The 18,841-nt window shown below is 39.3% G+C and carries 14 protein-coding genes; 7 read left to right on the top strand and 7 right to left on the bottom strand.

What is annotated here, in order from left to right; translation table 11 throughout:
- Nucleotides 1-79 precede the first annotated feature (79 nt).
- The 4 genes from L5M51_RS17995 to L5M51_RS18010 all read right to left on the bottom strand — a co-directional run bounded on the left by L5M51_RS17995 (nt 80) and on the right by L5M51_RS18010 (nt 4,867).
- Nucleotides 80-1,645, bottom strand: coding sequence for an SAVED domain-containing protein (locus L5M51_RS17995; RefSeq protein WP_011711665.1), 1,566 nt, complete (start codon nt 1,643-1,645; stop codon nt 80-82).
- A complete protein-coding gene (locus L5M51_RS18000) occupies nt 1,638-2,123 on the bottom strand; it encodes a Mov34/MPN/PAD-1 family protein (protein ID WP_049796111.1) in 486 nt (161 codons plus the stop codon). The genes L5M51_RS17995 and L5M51_RS18000 overlap by 8 nt, the downstream gene beginning before the upstream one ends.
- Nucleotides 2,107-3,750 (bottom strand): ThiF family adenylyltransferase, encoded by a 1,644-nt coding sequence (locus L5M51_RS18005; protein ID WP_263173962.1) that lies wholly within the window; start codon nt 3,748-3,750, stop codon nt 2,107-2,109. Before L5M51_RS18005 ends, L5M51_RS18000 begins: the two co-directional genes overlap by 17 nt.
- A gap of 85 nt (nt 3,751-3,835) precedes the next feature.
- On the bottom strand, nt 3,836-4,867 hold the full coding sequence (locus tag L5M51_RS18010) for a nucleotidyltransferase (protein WP_011711668.1): 1,032 nt from the start codon (nt 4,865-4,867) through the stop codon (nt 3,836-3,838).
- Between the two features lie 200 nt (nt 4,868-5,067).
- On the opposite strand from L5M51_RS18010, the gene L5M51_RS18015 reads away from it, so the two are divergent.
- The 7 genes from L5M51_RS18015 to L5M51_RS18045 all read left to right on the top strand — a co-directional run bounded on the left by L5M51_RS18015 (nt 5,068) and on the right by L5M51_RS18045 (nt 16,091).
- On the top strand, nt 5,068-5,412 hold the full coding sequence (locus L5M51_RS18015) for a helix-turn-helix domain-containing protein (RefSeq protein ID WP_011711669.1): 345 nt from the start codon (nt 5,068-5,070) through the stop codon (nt 5,410-5,412).
- 9 nt (nt 5,413-5,421) lie between these two features.
- Nucleotides 5,422-6,231, top strand: a complete 810-nt coding sequence (locus tag L5M51_RS18020) for an ImmA/IrrE family metallo-endopeptidase (protein WP_011711670.1) — start codon at nt 5,422-5,424, stop codon at nt 6,229-6,231.
- 1,000 nt (nt 6,232-7,231) lie between these two features.
- The gene (locus tag L5M51_RS18025; RefSeq protein ID WP_263173964.1) at nt 7,232-8,452 is read left to right on the top strand and encodes an EAL and HDOD domain-containing protein; all 1,221 of its coding nucleotides are present in this window, start codon (nt 7,232-7,234) and stop codon (nt 8,450-8,452) included.
- A gap of 32 nt (nt 8,453-8,484) precedes the next feature.
- Complete coding sequence (locus L5M51_RS18030) at nt 8,485-10,782, top strand: hybrid sensor histidine kinase/response regulator (RefSeq protein ID WP_263173965.1); 2,298 nt, start codon at nt 8,485-8,487, stop codon at nt 10,780-10,782.
- 30 nt (nt 10,783-10,812) lie between these two features.
- Complete coding sequence (locus tag L5M51_RS18035; RefSeq protein WP_263173966.1) at nt 10,813-11,154, top strand: Hpt domain-containing protein; 342 nt, start codon at nt 10,813-10,815, stop codon at nt 11,152-11,154.
- Nucleotides 11,147-12,397 carry a response regulator gene (locus L5M51_RS18040; protein ID WP_263173967.1) on the top strand — a complete coding sequence of 417 codons (1,251 nt, stop codon included), beginning with the start codon at nt 11,147-11,149 and terminating at the stop codon, nt 12,395-12,397. Before L5M51_RS18035 ends, L5M51_RS18040 begins: the two co-directional genes overlap by 8 nt.
- Before the next feature lie 586 nt (nt 12,398-12,983).
- Nucleotides 12,984-16,091 (top strand): EAL domain-containing protein, encoded by a 3,108-nt coding sequence (locus L5M51_RS18045; RefSeq protein ID WP_263173968.1) that lies wholly within the window; start codon nt 12,984-12,986, stop codon nt 16,089-16,091.
- Nucleotides 16,092-16,249: 158 nt separating this feature from the next.
- Here L5M51_RS18045 and arsH read toward each other — a convergent pair whose 3' ends face one another.
- From arsH to L5M51_RS18060, 3 genes are all read right to left on the bottom strand, one after another.
- On the bottom strand, nt 16,250-16,972 hold the full coding sequence (arsH, locus tag L5M51_RS18050; protein WP_311981122.1) for an arsenical resistance protein ArsH: 723 nt from the start codon (nt 16,970-16,972) through the stop codon (nt 16,250-16,252).
- Nucleotides 16,969-17,403, bottom strand: a complete 435-nt coding sequence (gene arsC, locus L5M51_RS18055; protein ID WP_217363115.1) for a glutaredoxin-dependent arsenate reductase — start codon at nt 17,401-17,403, stop codon at nt 16,969-16,971. Before arsC ends, arsH begins: the two co-directional genes overlap by 4 nt.
- 87 nt (nt 17,404-17,490) lie before the next feature.
- The gene (locus tag L5M51_RS18060; RefSeq protein WP_263173969.1) at nt 17,491-18,774 is read right to left on the bottom strand and encodes an arsenic transporter; all 1,284 of its coding nucleotides are present in this window, start codon (nt 18,772-18,774) and stop codon (nt 17,491-17,493) included.
- Between the last annotated feature and the right edge of the window lie 67 nt (nt 18,775-18,841).

Raw genomic sequence — 18,841 nt, forward strand, 5'->3', positions numbered from 1 at the left:
TGTATCCTTACTCCTCTGTAAACCGCCAGTTGACCAAATTTTAGTAATGCTACAGAGTGGCTCTTCTAACGATGGCTACTCATTGAGGTATTGATAGATTAACTTTTCCGTTTACTTGAGTTATCGACAGTTTAGACCTCATTTCGTCACCATCGAAGTCATATACAAGAAGTGCTGGCTGATAGAGATCAAAGGCTTGACCTATGAATACACAAGCAGCGTTAGATGCACAGATGAGCAAGTGAACACGCTTCACAGAAAATTGGTCATGAAGTTTTTGCAGTATTGCATGAAGTTCACTTTTTAATTCTAACCCGTTTTCCGGATGCGGGATCGCCGCATTACCCATTTGCTTGGCTACGATTTCAATCTCAGGATAACCGAGAGCTGTTGCAGTCTTTTTCATTACTTCAGGATATTGAGTTAATGCTATAGAGATCGTGACTTCTGATGATTTTCCTATTTCGCTCTTCCAGTTCACCTTGTAAGGTGTTTCTGAGCGAGAATCCTGAGGCCAAACCCAGCAGTTTCCATCTCGGTATCTGAGCATTGGCGTGATTTCAGATTTATTTCCTAGACACGCTCCTAATCCGATCAAAGCAGGCATTGGCCCAAATGCGAATAGCGCCGCTCGATATCCATAATTTTTTGTTTGATTAACTATGGTTTCTGCTTCCTCTGTAACAATTTCATCCATTTCTTTGGTAAACCGTTCAGGTTTGGTTCTGTATCGGCGTTCATTGTCACTAAGATTATTCAATGCTCCTCTCATGCGAGTTCTTAACCTAGATAAGCTTCCTGCAATGTCTCTTGATTCAGGGGGAGAAACAACATGGCCTCCTACCGGCCAAAGAACTGAAAATACAGGAATAGGCTGGAAACTCAGTCCTTCAAGTAATTTCTCAGTATTAATTAAAAACTCGGTTCGCATTTGAGTAAGTCTGGATGCAGGGTAATCAGCACACGCAACTCGATCTATTAATCGGTGGTGTTTGTCGCATAGAAGCAAGATATTAGCTGGCTCATTAGAAAGTTCTTCGGATAGATAAGGTATACCCCTTGGGCCACTCTCGGATGACGCAACATTGTGAGCCAAGTATGAATAGTTACCAGATGTCCCCGTCAGATCATCAATATCCAATCTATCCCCGCAGCCTTCAAACATACAATAGCCATGACTATCACGCATCACTTGATTAATTGTGGACTGTGTGAAATCTTTACCACGACCTTTATTAAATCGCTGTTCGATATTCCTAGAGATATAGTCGATAACGTCATTGACTGGCAAGACTCTAGATTGGCTAACACAGGAATTCCATATTTTAAATAGCGACTCTATTGTTCCATATTCGTTTTGAGATATGTTGCGACCCTGGAGGTGGCGAACCTCAAGACTATCCCCACAATCCATCAATGTTAGAGCATCCTTAAGCTCCGCATCAATTACGTTAAGCCGAAAACTGGCTCGGAACTCATGTGAATACAATATATATATCTGGTTTTTTACACGCTCATCGGTAAGTAATCCAACATGCTCCCACACAAAAAAAGTCTTAATGCCCAATAGAAACTCTGCGAGCTTGTCAATTGACTCTATGGGATAAAAACATGCTTGATGAAAATGTAGCCTCTCGTCAGTCATCGATTTGTTCCTTAAAAATTCGTTTAAATGACCCGTTAATTTCCCGAAAGATACAGACGTCTTTCTGACCAACAATTACAAAGACTAATTCTCTGTCAGGGTTACGTTTTATGCATTTCTTCCAATCTGCAATATCTATATACGATGGGGTGGGTGTTGGTTCAGGATGTGTGTGCCATGTACCCAAGTAGCCTAGTTTGCCATGCGAACTTTCGTAATAAGAATTAACTGATTTCTGGTGATGAGGAGCACGCATATTAAAGTTAACTCTGGTGGCAGAATCTTCTTTCTGAGGGGTAGTACAGTGTTCTAGCCAAAATTCATTAGCGTCAGCGGACTGAGAACCAATTAATGCTCCAAAAGCTTCACTTCTATCACGTGACATCTGCCTGTAAGAATACCAAACGTCAATTAGTTCTTCGGAAAGGTAAATTTTCGTATCTTTGATGCCCGTATCTTGCTCAATGAGTGCAGACATCACAGTCCTCATCAACCAAAGGTAAGTATTCAAGCGAACTGCTGAAATTGTAGTAACGATGAGTCAGCCTGATGCCCTCCGCCATTGCATCTTCATCTAAGCCCTTCCAACTGACTTTACATGACTTTGCTTGTTTGCCTTCCAAATACCGAATGGCCAAATTTGCTGCCATTACAGCTGTTTGAGCCGAACTTGCTGCGCCATATGAAATAAATTGTTCCCCACAGCCAGCGATATTTTTCATGGTTACCTGATTGGGTTCGATAAAATTCATATTTGACACAAGCCCTCTTACACCTGTTTCTTGGCAAACGTAAGAGCACAATAAACATCCCTCTGAACTAGGGATATCTAATGTTGCGTGGTCGCCAACGCCAAAACCTTCCAACCAACTGTTCATGACAGCAACTTTTGAGTTGTTATCCAAAAGGTATTGTTTAAACAACCGTTCCTGGGTCGGATTGCCTATAGCAATGACAATCAGGTCAAAATCATTCATACGGCTACTGCGAGCAAACTCCATCAGTTTATCTAATTTCCATTGTGCACAAGACCAGGGGAATTGTCGTTGAAGAGCGACACTTAGGGCTGCGGTTTTAGGTGCTCCTACCCAATGCTGTTCTAAAACATGGCGATACAGATTATTGATTTCGTATACATCAGGATCTACTAACGTAAGATGCCTGACTCCGGCAGCAGATAACTTATGCGCAATTTCACAGCCTACTGAGCCAACACCTATCACTGCTACCTTTTTGTCTGCTAACGACAGAATGCCTCCACCACGTTCCACAGTATTCTCTTGATTGAATAGCCGTATTGGTAAAGCTTCCAATTTCCAGTTTTTCAGCTTTTCATCTGATAGTGGTAGCGCATTTTTGGTTTTACCGCTAAGTTTCAGTGCGAACCAAGTACGTTCATCATTAACAGTTTTGGCAGTAAACACGAGCCAATAAGCAGTTTCACGCCATTGACCGTATTTTTGTTGTAAATCACTTCTAACCTTTACCGGTAGCGAAGATATTGTATTTAAATACCATTCATCGAGAGCATCTGAATGTTTAGGTGCAGGAGTAAGTGTCTCGATTGGAATAACAACCGCTTTTCCTGCTATGCGTCGATTACCCTTATCTATAGATAATTGAATATCACTGATAACCGAAAGCGAATCGTCAGCCGGATGAACCATATAGTGGCTTTCGATGCCAAATTGCTTGCCACCTACTGGCCTATATACCGATAATGTTTGTAGAACCGGCCTTGCGATATTTGCCAGTAGGGGTTTAAAGCTATCTGGAGCACAGATTCGCAACCATTCACTGGAGAACTCACGAAGCAATTCACTATGGTTCCAATCTGGATTCGTTATGCATTTCTCTAACAACAAGATATGCCTCCGAAGCGATTCTTCTACGACTAATAGTGGTTGTTCGAAATTTACTGACAGTGACTCTGGAGCATTAACACAAACAGTGCCAATCTGAATCCCTGCATATTCATGAACAGAGACATGAGCCAACCTGCCAATGGAATCAGGGTTAATTAAGAAAAATTCGGGCAGGCGGTAGTAGGGAGGATCTGCTACCAGCATTAATTGTATACCATGATTAAGGATCGTTGTTTCCACTACGATCCTCTCACCTCCAGCTACTTCACTGGTTGTGCAGTTGAAGCCCTGGTTGATAAGGTGCTGTTTTATTTCGCTTAGCACACTATGCCCCCTGTGACGTTCCAACTACCCCAGCGCTACTGTAAGCCACTTTTTTGGCATTACTGTCTTGCTCCTTTTCTGGTACTTCAAAGTCACCACCGAACAGTCCTTGCAAGATTTCACATTGTTTACGCAAAGAATCTTCGTTTAATGCTTGATCGAGTTTAGTCAACATTGCATTTAGCTTGTTATAGAGCTGTGTTCCTGTGTCAATACTACTGTTTTCAAAAACATTTCTGTATGGTTGAACCGGTAACCGCACATCGATTTTGTACTTACCATCATCAACCCACTGGAAATAATTGGCATTCAAAATTGCTGAAACAGTGTCGCGTAGCGATTGCAAGTCACTGAGTTTACCGTCATTGCTGATAGATGGACTGAACTTATCTTTCAACATTAGTGTGAGTCCAATTGAAAACACTTTTTTGCCTACATTTTGGCCGAATTTTTCATCTCTCCAGCGTTTTACGTATCTGACCAAACGTTTGACCTGTCTGATTTTCAGGTCTGCAGAGCCGATGTATTGGCTGCTATCATTAATATGTTCTATCAGTTTTTTTGGCTCTGCAGGAGACCACACACGGTTTTCTACATTTGAGTTCAACTTACCGACTGCCAGTTCATACTGCTGACCTAGTTTCCGGTATATGACTATGTCGATATGTAGGTTTAAATTCATGTAGTCAGCAGTGACACAAGGCTTTTTTATTCTTGCGTTTTTAAAACCACGCTTTTCCAAAACTTTTAGAACAAGTTTTTTAACTTCAACCGGATCATCAGGAGCATTATCTGCATCAATAACAACTGCTCTATCGATATCAAAGTCAGCCACTGGGTGCTTTATGCCTGTATGCGTGCTTAAAGAACCTTGAATAAACGTTTCAATTATTGGATAACCTGCGTTTTTAAATTCATCCCTTAAATCATCCAGGATACTAGAGTCCTTCGACCTGGCTTCCCGGTAAGTATCATCCTCTCGTCCTAATTTAATTTTGTCGTGAAATTTTGAGAATTGGTTTTGTAAAGACATAGTTAGCTACCTCTTATAAATTTGTTCACTGCAAATCTCTCTAAGACAAACTCACAGGTGAACAAGGTCTGCACCTACACCTATGTCGCTCTCGCTGGTTATTAACAGAAGTTAATTTATTAACCATCGTTTACAAACATACGCCTTCTAGCTAAATAGATCAACTGCTGTTAATATAAAAATTAACGGAGGGTTATTTTATGGCTGACAAACTTCAGCAAGCCGCACTTATCAGCAAAAACATAAAGCACATGCGAGAATTACTTGGCTGGACACAGGCAAGGCTCGCTAGCGAAGCTGGGATAACAGCGGCAGCACTGAGCATGATCGAAAAGGACGAAGGCCGAATGCCAACTATTGTTGTGCTGAGGAAAATCGCTTCGGCATTGGGTGTTAAACCTTATGAAATAACAGGAGAAGATGCACCAGAAGATTCTGGAGATAAAACGATTGAGTTCTACCGAAAATGGGGAGAACTTGATAAGCTGCCAGAACAGGATCAGCGTATATTGCGAGAAATGATGGAACGCTTCACCAAGAAGTAAGGAGTTGGTATGGAAGAACAAAAAGGAGCAATGGAGGCCGAATCTTTACTTGAAGATCTGGGTTTTGATCAGTTACCGATCAAAGTAATTCAATTTATTAATGCCGTTTCAGACGAAAGCTTTCCTATCAGAATGGAATTCCATGCATTTGTATCCGATCAGTTTTTAGGTAAGGCAATCGGTAGTCAAGATGGGGCTGGAATTATTATTAATAGCAATATTCCAGATTCTCGGCGGCTAAATTTCACTGCGGCACATGAAGCAGGCCACGTTTGTATGCACATAATGCAAGGCTCCTCTCAAGATTTTGCGTGTGGCAACTCTGAGCTTGGAGATTATTTTAAAGATCCGCTCGAACGCCAAGCTAATGGCTTTGCATCTGGGCTACTAATGCCAAAGCGATTGGTTAAGTCTTTGACTGATGGCGACGTAAACTGGCATAACATCAAACAAATATCCGATCTATGCGACACCTCTTTGGAGGCTGTTTTTAGAAGACTATCATGGCTTGAGAAAGCGCCTGTGGCGATGGTAATCCACCAAAACAAGCAATTTAAGCGTTTTGTTCCTACAAAGCATTTTAATTTTTATATAAACCAAACTAACCTATCCTCAGAGCAATTGGATTCTTGTACAAATGTCAGCCAAGAGGCATTTCCTAGTGACTTTGACGTTGTAGACCCGATAGATTGGGTTACACCAGAGCGAGATGGCATGAAGTTACTGGAGTTATATGCAAGCTCAATTGTACTCAAAGACGGGTTTATTTATACATTACTTAGTTACGATGATGACTGCCTGGAAGAAGTTGACATCTAATTTTTGCGGTTTGCAAACCTAATAGGCCAGTTACATAGTCATAGCAACAAACTTGGTTTTCTCTGAGTCGTAAACGACTGTAAGGTTAAAATTTCAATACGGTACATAGTATTGATTGGGATCTCAAAGATACCCATTTAGGAGTTTGTTTTTCTATTACTTTAAGAGGGTATTATCCCCATAGAAATTTTTATCTGAAATTGACGAATTAGAGTTAAGACTTTAACTCAGAATTGTCCCAAAGTGATTTTGCTAAGGTTTAATAGACATTCGTAGTAAAATTACAGTTTCTCACTTTAGTTATTTTATAGTTGCTCCTATTTGTCAGACTATGAGTACATTTTATGTCAATGTATGGTTATATGTTTTAGCTAAGTACTTGTTCCTAGGTATGCTGCTATGTCATGGTTTGGTTTCAGCGACAACTAGTGTTGTTATCAAGCTAGCTCAAAATTGTGTTCATCACCTGCTTATGTTGCCCGTTTATGTCGATAACGACACTACACGGGCTCAGCCTCGCATCAAATCCAGTCAAATCGTTGTGACATCCTTGCCAGCAAACCCTAGTGCGGTAAGTTCTTCATCTAGTAGTATCACTGCTATGTAATGACGCCATTAACTGGCAATAAGCCAATAAGTCCATTATGTCTAAAAGGATTCATAATAGTTTTTTTCAGTTTTAACTGTTCATTTTACTCATTTTATTTCGTTGCTGGATACTAGAATAGCGGTTCATTTAATACTTAATTTTTATGGATAAACAAGATGGTTATACCTCAAAATAGGTATTTATATCTTGAGTATGATTTCTTAAATATTCACCTAAATTAAGTATAAATCTGAGATTTAAGCCGGATTTAATCGCTACTTATATCAATTTATAGTGTAGGCTTGAGAAAGTGCTATTGAAAGATGATGCACCTAGGTCTAGACTGAAAAATTAAAGGACTGATTCACTAATGATTATAAAGTTAAGTGACCCAAAGGGAAGAGGTGAACTATGCGCTTTTATATGGCAAGACAGCCTATACTGAATAGAAATAAAAACGTTGTTGCTTATGAGTTGCTCTTTAGAAATAGCCGGGATAACTATTTCCCACAGGGTGTTACAGACAATGTTGCTACAGCTAAAGTTTTTGTAAATAGTTATTTAAGTATGGATCTAGAGGATTTAACCGAAGGGAAGCCAGCATTAATTAATTTCCCATCTCATTTCTTGCGAGACCATTTGTTATACATGTTCCCATACAAAAATATTATTGTTGAGGTATTGGAAACTGTTAGCCCAAGCGAGGATAACTTTATTTTAATTAAAGAGTTATTTAACTTGGGTTATTATCTTGCTTTAGATGACTTTGTTTATTCTCCTGAGTGGGAACGTTTTTTTCCTTTTTTTAAACTTATAAAAATTGATATAATTTCAACGCCTTTAGATAGTGTTTCTCATCTGATCCCTAAATTTAGACAGTATAATTTAAAACTACTTGCAGAGAAAGTTGAAACATTGGAAGAGTATAGGCTAGCTAAGTCACTCGGTTTTGATTATTTTCAAGGTTATTATTTTTATAAGCCAGAACTCATAGAGGGGAGTGAAATAGGTGCTACACAACATTTTGTTATGTCTATTTATAATGAGGTTTTTAAGTCTGATTTTAGTTATAAAAAACTTGAAAATTATTTTTCTCAAGATTTAGATCTTACTTATAAATTACTAAGATATGTCAATTCAAGTCAGTTTGAGCATGTAAATGAATTTACCTCTATTAAGCAGACTATGGTTTTTTTAGGTGAAAATAAACTTCGTAAGTTTGTAAGTCTCATTATTTTGGCTGAACTTAACCCCAATAAACCAGTTGTGTTAATTAACAATACTATAATCAGGGCTCGGTTATGTGAAGAGTTAATATCATTAATGGGATTTCCTTTGTTGAAAGAGTCAGCATTTTTGACTGGATTATTATCTACTTTAGATGCCATTTTAGATAAACCGATGAACAGAGCGATAGAGCCGCTTCCTCTTGAACAGCAAATAAAGCGTGCTTTACTTAATAATCATGGATATTTAGCTCATTGTTTACAACTTACTCTGGCGTATATGAAAGGTGATTGGGTTACTGTCGATTATTTCATTGATAATTATAATATTGATCCTGAGAGGCTCATCTCTGCGTGCGATAAAGTGTATAGCTGGTTTAATCAGTATAAAAATTCAGTTCAGTAGTAATGAATGCTAGTTTGCAATAAGGATATGCGATGATGAATGGTATTGATTTAGACTTGTTTGATTCTTGTGCATTTATGCTATCACCTGAGGGGGAGTGGTTAGGCGAGAATAAAATTTTTTCAAATAATAATTTTTTAAAAAATGCTAAGGAAAAAATAATTCCGCATTTTGAAAAACTTAAACAGAATATCACGCCTGATGAATGCTTAATGATAGGAAGTAACTGTTTAAAATTTAGACTATTAAAGATGGTCAATAAAAATTTTATTGTGCTCTGTGTTGTAGAACATGATGCGCCAATAACAAAAAGTTTCGAGTATGGCCAATTTAGGTGTGAGAATCCTGCGGGTGATGACTCTAGATATCAGAAAATTACTTCAGATGGTGTTCTTGTCGTAAATAGTCTTGGCAATATTGATTTTATTGGTGGCGGGGTTAAATACCTTTTCCCATATTTACATTTTGATAATTATATTGGCAAGTCATTTTTTAGTTTAATTCAAGATATTGTTAGCTATGAGGTTGTTGGTAGAAATAATTATAGAATTATGAAGTGGTTTAGATATAAATGTGCAACTAATAAAAAAATATGTCTATCTTTTAAAACTAAATCAGGGTTGTATTTTGAGTATAGAGATTTCTTCCTTGATGATAGAACTCGGCTTGGGTTAATTATAGATGAATCTAAACGATATGAGAAAGGAAAAGTATTAATAGATAAATGTTCAGAGCTGGAACAATTGAATAGCTTTCAAAGTGATTTTATTGCCACTCTAGGTCACGAGATTAGAACACCATTAAATGCAGTGCTAGGCTTAATTGAGCTCAGTTTAGGTAATGTAAGGGCACAGGATAAGAAGTTATTATCTGTCGCATTCAGTACTTCAAAACAAGTTTTATTACTCATTAATAGTATGTTGGATTTTAAAAAGACAAATGAGAGTAGTGCAGATGTTAAAAATGACTCGGTAGATGTTAGGTTGTTAGGCGAATCTGTTGTTGATGCGTTTAGCCTTCAAGCAGATAAAAAAGACATTAATTTAGACTTTTTTATGCCATTAAATTTTAATCGCAGGGTTATTTGTGATGAAGTTAAACTAAATCAAGTTATCTATAATTTAATCTCCAATTCAATTAAGTTTTCCAATAAAATTGACTCGTCGATTCTATTAGACGTAGAAGTTCTGGAGCAGTCATTCGAAAATGTAAAACTAAAGTTTTCTGTTATTGATAATGGTATCGGTTTAACTGAAGAGGAACAATCAAAAGTGTTCGGTAAGTATGAGCAGGCATCATCAAATTCTTACCGTCAGTATGGTGGTGTTGGCTTAGGCCTATACATAAGTAAAAGTATATGTCGTTCAATGGGAAGTGATCTTCAGGTTATTAGTCGTATCGGTGATGGTAGCGTTTTCTATTTTGTTATTGATTTTGCTTTAGATAGTCACTTTACGGCACCTGATGTAAGCGGCTCCTATCGTTCTGATATTGATGCTTCAGTAACAGCATATACTAACAGTTCGATTTTTCACGAATCAGTTTCAAGATATTCCAAAGAGCTTGATTTCGAGTTGCTATATTTACCAAGTAATGAATTACTGGAATTTGAAACTGAAAGCTCAATACTTTTTATTGACATGAATCAAAATGATATTATCTCAAAGAATGAATTTGTAACTAGTCTTTTTACAAGAAAAGAAAGAGTTGCAGAGTTGAGGAGAGTGTCACTTTCTAAGTCTAACTCCGACTACGAAGTGATTTCATATCCACCACTCAGAATTCAATCAGTAACTGATTTTGTTAATGTTAAAAATTATTTGAATATTATTGACGAGCAGGCTTCGGATAGTGCTGATTATAGTAATATTAGTGTGTTAGTTATTGATGATTGTCAAGAAAACTTATTTGTTATCGAAAAACAGTTATTATCTGTTGGAGTCATAGTTTCCTGTGTTCAAGATCCGATGCAAGCAATTGAGCTTTTTAAGACAAATAAATTTAATGTCGTTATTTCTGATGTGATAATGCCAACTATATCGGGCTCAGACCTCATTGGCGTCATTAGAGAAGTTGAAGGGTATCGGGAATTAGCACCATCGATTATTGTGATGTTGACCGCTGATCATGGCGACATATGTAAAGATGAATGTTTGCAGGCTGGGGCAAATCGCGTACTTGTAAAGCCTCTGACGTTGAATGATTTGATTGGCCTTTTAGATGAAGTAAAACTCACTTTGTCAAATAATACAAGTTTAAAAAAGTCTACAGTTAAAGCAGATAATACTTCTTTTGATAATAGTTTTTTCTGTTGTGATGAAACACCGTAGGAATTAGTAGACATCTTACAGATAGTCAACTTGTCAGATATATATAATTTTGTAGGTGAAGATATAAGCGATGAAGAGTTATCTATTTTTTTAGAGCAATATTACAGTAATTTATTTGTTAAGCGTGAAGCATTAAGGTCTGCAATTGTGGATAATGATCTTCGTATTATTACTGCAATTAGCCACACCCTTAAAAGTAATTCTCTTTACATAGGAGCAAAAAAATTAAATTTTTCTTGCCAAGAACTAGAGCGTGTTTCGCGTAACAATGCTATTGATTACAAAGTTATCTTAAAATGTTGGCAAGAGGTTGATGATGATTTATTTGCGTTAATTGAGTTTTTTATGCAAAGGAGTAATGCTAGTGGATAGAGTCAATTTTGAGCATATCGTTCTCTATACGAACGACCAAGATAATGATAGATTATTGATAAGTGTTCTAATTCGTCACTTTTCTCGTATTCATGTGATTAAAACGAATGCTGAGCTTGTTGAGCAAATCAAACAATCAACCCCAAAAGTGATTCTTGTTGCTGCTGAAACTTTACAAGAAACTTTACTTATTTATTACGAAGCCATAGAGGAATTGCAGGCTGTAGAAATATGTGAGCATGCTGTTGTTTCACTTATTCCAAAACATCAAGAAAGAGAAGCGTACGAGGCTTATCGTAGTGGTGTGATTAATGATTATTTAATCGCTAGGCCAATGTATGAAGTACATAGAGCAATTATAATATGTACACATTTATTGCGGGAAATTGGGTTAAGAGGAAAATATAAAAAAGTAGAAGAGTTTGTAAATGTACAAGATAACTACTCTTCGCATATCAAGGAGATTGTCCTTAAAGGTGTTCAGCGCAAGAAGGATTTAGAACATAGCTTTGAATTAAGTTTGATTGAAATCGAGCAATCATTAGATAAGGCAGAAGCGCACCTTGCAAGTAATAGAACCGCTGAGTTAGATCTGGCTTCATTGAAGAAGATATTATCATTTATTCGTTCTAATGAAATTAGACCAGCTTTGTTGAAACTACAAAGTAAGGCGTTGCATTTACTTGAACTTGTTGTTACTGATGTATCAAATGTGGCGATGGTCGCAGAAGCCCCTTTGCCAGAACAGGAGCATATTGAGGTTAGCAATAAGGCAGCTCCAACCGTGCCTGATACTAAATACACGTTTAATCGATTGTATTCGGAGTCAAAAAATTCTCTTGTATCAGTTGAAGTTCCTGTAGTGCCAAAGATGTTAATTGTTGAGGATGATCACATTAGTTTGAATTTAACTATTATGCTTCTTAGAACGTATGCCATTGAACTTGATACATCATTGTCTGGACGTATGGCGTTAGATTTACTTTCTAAGAAAAAATATGACGTTATTTTAATGGACATAAATCTTCCTGATACTAATGGGTTTTATATTATTAACCACATTAATAAGTCTAATGGAATAAATGCAATTACGCCCATTGTTATGTTGACTGGGAATAAAAATAAGTCATCAGTTCAGCAGGCAATAGCTGCAGGAGCTAAAGGTTACATTATCAAACCACTATATAAGGATTCGATAATCAAGCTTTTTAGGAAGTATGATATTCCATTGCATTTGCGATAGTTCTATAGACATGGGTTTTAATAGTGCTTGTATATTTTTCTTTTAACCTCACAGGTATGGGCTTATATCCTTACCCGTAATATCTACCTTTTTAGGTATTTAAATTATGGTTTTTTTATGTTTTGGAGGTAGAGGTTTTATGTCAGCATAGCTGATTCAGCACTCATCTTAGTTGGTGAGTTAGAAATGCGATGTGGTGACTGAGTTTCTAATGATTTACATCGGGGATTTTAGATTTTAATCGCACTGTGAGCCAGATATGCTGTGCATTTACTTAGAAAATTTACTGTAAGTTAGCAATATATCGCTTTTTATCGTTAACGATTGAACGCTCAATAATCATTTTTAGATACTGTTTGCAGTTTAATATCTGATAGCTATATTTTAGGCATGTATTTGATTTACATTTTATGTTGTACATTGTTCTTTCGGGTTTTTATTAGATTATACTGATGTTTTTTAAGTTATAGTCTTTAGCTTGAATATGATGTTCATCTGTGGAATGACCACCTATTGTTGGTTGGCGTTAGTGTCAATCATAGATCAAGGGAGTCGTTTTGATGGCGCTAGTTGTGATGGAGTTAGGATGGTTGACAATACTGTACATAATCATAAATCTCGGACTCAATATATTATTTTAGCTGTGGCTATTTATGCGCTTGCAGCGCTTGGATGGATCTTTTTATCCGATCAATTGTTGCTTGTATTTACGGACACTGAAACTGTGTTTCGTTTATCCCTCGCTAAAGGTTTTTTCTTTGTATTTACCAGTGCCTTTATCCTACTTTTTGTTCTGAATGCCGTTCCTGACCGTCATAATGCTCCATCGGGTAATTTGCTAGAAATAACCTTTGCTCGCTCTGTAGCGATAAGCAATATCTCATGGCTTAAATATATTGCAATATTGAGTTTTACGCTGATAACGCTATGGTTTGCCAATTCGCTTTCAGCTGAGCAGCACCAGCGCTTACTATTGCTGATTTTTATGTTGCCTATTTCATTAAGCGCGATTGCTGGCGGATTTGCCCCTGGATTAGTCGCGACATGTCTCTCTGTTCTGTGTGTCTATTATCTTCATCCAACCGCCAATAGTCTCGACAATATTCATTCTGTCGATTGGTTACAGCTTATTAGTCTAAGTGTTTACGGCATAGTGATCAGTGCACTAAGCGGCTATTTACGCGCCTCATTACAGAAATTGGATGTGAATCATCAACTGCTCGATTCTGTGGTTTCTCAAACAACCGATGGTATTTTTGTGAAGGATTTGGCGGGGCGTTATATCTTGGTCAACCAAGGTGCCGCTACCTTTGTAGGCAAGAGTATGAGTGACATATTGGGCAAAGATGACACTGATATTTTTGATGCTGACTCGACTCATATTATCCAAGAAAAAGATCGCACTGTATTAGTGTCCGCAATGGTCACCACACATAAAGAATATTTACATATTCAGGGTGAAGCAGCCATTTTTCAAGTGACCAAAGGTCCTGTGTTTGACGCTCAAGGTGCAATTTGTGGCTTATTTGGAATAGCAAGGGATGTCACGACTCAAGAAAAAAATGCTGAACATTTACTCATTAGTGAGTTGGGATTAAAACAAGCACAACAATTATCAGGGATTGGCAGTTGGGAGTGGGATTTAGTTACTGATTCGCATACTTGGTCTGAACAGGTTTTTGTGATTTATGGCTTGCCATATAAAGAAGCCGCCCCTTCGATAGAACAAGTGCAGAAATTATTTACTCCTGAGAGTTGGCAAGCGTTAAGTACGCTGGTGATGCGATGTGTGCATACGGGAGAAGAGTATGAATGCGAAGCTGAGTTGCTAGATCCTAATCGTGCCCATCGTTGGATTATGGCTAGGGGTCAAGCACAGCGTGATCCGCACGGTAAGATATTTAAATTGCACGGTACAGTGCAAGATATTACCCAGGCGCGACAGCTTCAACAACAACTAGCGGCTCAAACAGCACAATTGCAAAGGGTTATTCAAGGTTCTGAACAAGGATTCTGGGACTGGAATGCTGTTACTGGAGAAGTGCAAATCAGCCCAAGATTTGAAGCCATTTTGGGATATCAAGCTGGCGAGATGAAGCTGACGGTTAATAATTGGCGTCAATATGTGTATGTCGAAGATGTGCAAAATATAGAGCAACAGGTTCTACAGCATCTCATCCATAAAACAAGCAGTATAGAGTTGGAAGTGCGCTGCATTAAAAAGACTGGCGAGCTGTGCTGGATATTGTGTAAGGGGCGGGTCGTTGAAGAGGATAGTCAAGGTCGAGCGTTGATGATTTCGGGAACCCAAGCCGATATCACGTTATTAAAGACCCATGAGACTGAGTTAGATCGCGTGGCAAATTATGATGCACTTACAGGATTACCAAATCGTCGCTTACTTTTAGACCGTTTTCAGCAAATGATTGCCCATGTTCAACGTAATGGCAGTATCTGTGCCGTGTGTTTTATGGACCTTGACGGGTTTAAGGTGGTCAATGATCGTTATGGCCATGAGGTTGGTGACCAACTGTTGATCGCGATTGCAAATAATGTGTCTGTGGTGATTCGGCAGCAAGATACGTTGGCTCGGGTAGGGGGCGATGAGTTCGTTATCTTATTTGAGATGATGTCTGAGGAAGAATGTACTCAAGTACTATTACGAATACTGGCGGCGGTCGATCAGCCTATATCAATCGGCGATATAAATCTTTGTTTAACGGCTTGTATTGGCGTGAGTTTGTATCCAGAGGATAACGTTGACCCCGACATTTTATTGCGCCATGCCGACCAAGCCATGTATATGGCAAAATCGGCAGGTAAGAATCGTTTCCAAATGTTTGATCCTGATATTGATCGTAACATTATTGCTCGGAGAACTTGGTTAGAAGAACTCAAGTCAGCTTTTGAACGTCATGAATTTGTGATGTTTTACCAACCTAAAGTGAATCTCGCTACCGGTAAAATTATTGGCGCGGAAGCCTTAATTCGTTGGCGTCATCCACTGCGAGGTATAGTCGGTCCGAGTGAGTTTTTACCGGATATTGCAGGCAGTGATCTTGAAATTGCTTTAGGTGAATGGGTTATCAATACTGCAGTAGCGCAATGGCAAAATTGGCAGCAGAGTGGTCGTCCGATAGCAGTAAGTATTAACGTAAGCGCTCGGCAGCTATTGGCTGAACACTTTAGCGCGTTCTTAAAATCGACGTTAATGCAATATCCCGATTTGACGGCCTCGGATCTAGAATTGGAAATTTTAGAGAGTGCCGCCATTGAAGATATGACATTGGCAATTGATATCCTTCAGGAATGTAAGCGTTTGGGTGTCCATTTTTCCCTAGATGATTTTGGTACAGGTTATTCGTCGTTAACGTATTTACGCCAATTACCCATATCGACGATAAAAATTGATCAGAGTTTTGTGCGAGGTATGCTCGATAGCGAAGATGATTGGCGTATCGTGGAGGGTGTTATCCGCTTAGCGTCAGTATTTAATCTTAATGTGATTGCTGAAGGTGTTGAAACCATTGCCCATGGTAAAAGTTTAGCTGAATTGGGCTGCCAATTGTGCCAAGGCTATGGCATTGCTCGGCCTATGCCTGTAGAGGAGTTTGCTCTTTGGTACGATGAATGGCCATTGCAATATCAACAGATTAAACATGAATTCAAGCAAATGGACGAATTGCATCTTTAATAGCAAGTTACAGAGAGTTTTTAGCTGGTTTTAAGGATTTAGGTGCTCACTCGTGTATTTGGAATGTATTTATTTGGCGTGATGGTTCTTATCTGGAGCAAAAGTTGGCGCTGGGCTAATCTTTTGCTCCATAGTTCAGAATACTTTTAGTGTTTAATCTATATTTCTTTTTGATTTACTCGGGTTGATAGCTCTGAAGCGCTTTCTTTGCGTTCGCTATATCGGTTCGTGAGGAAATCAACATTGCCCCTCAGGAGTAAAGTGAATTTCATCAATTCCTCCATAACATCAACTACGCGATCGTAGTAAGGCGAAGGTTTCATTCGGCCTGCCTCGTCAAACTCTAACCAAGCTTTTGCGATTGAAGACTGGTTGGGTATGGTGAACATGCGCATCCATCGTCCCAATATACGCATTTGGTTTAGTGTGTTGAAGGACTGTGAACCACCACTCACCTGCATTATTGCTAATGTCTTACCTTGTGAAGGCCGGACAGCACCTTCAGCCAAAGGGATCCAATCGATTTGAGCTTTCATAATACTGGTCATTGCACCGTGGCGTTCTGGTGAACACCACACCATACCTTCGCACCAACGTACCATTTCTCTTAGTTCCATGACTTTGGGATGACTGTCAGGCGCATCATCAGGAAGTGGAAGTCCAGAAGGGTTAAAAATACGCACCTCTGCACCCATGTGCGTTAACAGTCGAGCCGCTTCTTCCGTCGTCAGTCGGCTATAGGAGCGCTCTCGTACTGAGCCATAAAGCATCAGTATTCTAGGCGGGTGGGTTAAAGGAGTTAGATTAAAACAGTCCATATCCATGTTATTAACCATTAATTCTTGCTTGAGCGCTGGCATATCGTGGTTTAGTGGTTTCATGTGCGAACTCTTTGTCCCTGTTCATTAATGATGATTTCGCCATCTTCTTTGGTGAAAGGGCCTTGTTGTGCTTTGGTCAAAATATCAAGCACTGTCTCAGATGGGCGACAGAGTTTTGTGCCTCGCGGCGTAACGACGATAGGACGGTTAATTAAAATGGGATAAGTCAGCATAAAGTTAACCAGTTCTTCATCAGTAAATGTGTCTTCAGGAAGTCCTAGTCGTTCAAATGGTTCAACATTATTGCGTAACAATGAACGCACAGAGATTTTCATCTCATTAATTAACTTAAGTAATTCATTGCGGGAGGGTGGCGTTTCTAAGTAGTGGATGATTTGGGGTTCAACTCCACTATTACGGATCAATGCTAAAGTGTTGCGCGATGTACCACAGGCTGGATTGTGGTAAATCTTAATGTTGTCATCAATCATATTAGTCATAACATGCCTCTGATAAATAATTGCTTATAAATTTATTCATAGGCACTAAACAGATGCTCTAGTGCCCATGCACGAAGATTAGAAGGAGAGGCGCAGCGCCAGTGCCGCTAGGGTGACAAATAGCACAGGTAGCGTCATCACAATGCCGACGCGGAAATAATAACCCCAGGTAATATTAATATTTTTCTGCGCCAGTACATGCAGCCATAGCAGGGTTGCTAAACTGCCGATGGGGGTGATTTTAGGGCCTAAATCGCTACCAATCACGTTAGCGTAAATCATGGCTTCTTTAATCACGCCGGTGGCATTGCTACCGTCTATCGACAGGGCGCCAATTAACACCGTTGGCATGTTGTTCATGATGGACGATAAAAAGGCGACCAAGAAGCCTGTGCCCATAGTGGCAGCCCAAAGCCCTTGTTCTGCCAAGCTATTTAATACGCTTGATAGGTAATCGGTTAAGCCTGCGTTGCGAAGACCATAAACAACCAAATACATGCCGAGTGAAAAGATCACTATCTGCCATGGCGCGCCGCGAAGTACCTTAGTGGTATCTATGGCATGGCCTTTTTTCGCGACAATAAACAGGATCAGGGCACCCACGGCAGCGACTAAACTCACGGGCACACCGAGGGGTTCTAAGCCAAAAAAGCCCACCAAGAGTAAGACTAATACGCCCCAACCGGTTTTAAAGGTTTGAGGGTCGCGAATGGCGGCTTTAGGTTCGCGCAGTTTTTCTAGGTCGTAGGTCGCGGGAATATCTTTGCGGAAAAACAGATGCAACATGACTAAGGTGGCACTAATGGCAGCAATATCGACGGGCACCATCACAGAAGCGTATTCGTTAAAACCTATATTGAAGAAGTCTGCTGAAACAATATTGACTAGGTTAGAGACAATTAACGGCAAACTTGCGGTATCGGCAATAAAACCCGCCGCCATCACAAAGGCTAAGGTTGCTCCGGCGCTAAAGCCCAGAGCCAGTAACATCGCAATTACGATCGGGGTGAGGATCAGCGCCGCGCCATCATTGGCGAACAATGCGGCAACAGTAGCGCCGAGTAACACTATGTAAGTAAAGAGTAAACGGCCACGACCTTTGCCCCAACGGGCCACATGTAGCGCGGCCCATTCGAAAAATCCCGACTCATCTAATAATAAACTGATGATGATCACGGCAATAAAGGTGGCGGTCGCATTCCAGACAATATTCCATACCACAGGAATATCCCCTAAGTGGACCACACCCAGTAGTAGGGCCAATACGGCGCCCAAGGTAGCACTCCAACCTATGCCTAACCCCTTAGGTTGCCAAATTACTAACACTATGGTGAGAACAAAAATTGCCCCTGCTAACCACATACCAGCTCCTCAAAGAGTAGAGATTGTCTACCCGTAACCATAAAATAATGCCCTCACCTAACGATAT

Origin of the sequence: Shewanella sp. SM73 (assembly GCF_025653795.1) — a bacterium.
Classification (GTDB): domain Bacteria; phylum Pseudomonadota; class Gammaproteobacteria; order Enterobacterales; family Shewanellaceae; genus Shewanella; species Shewanella oncorhynchi.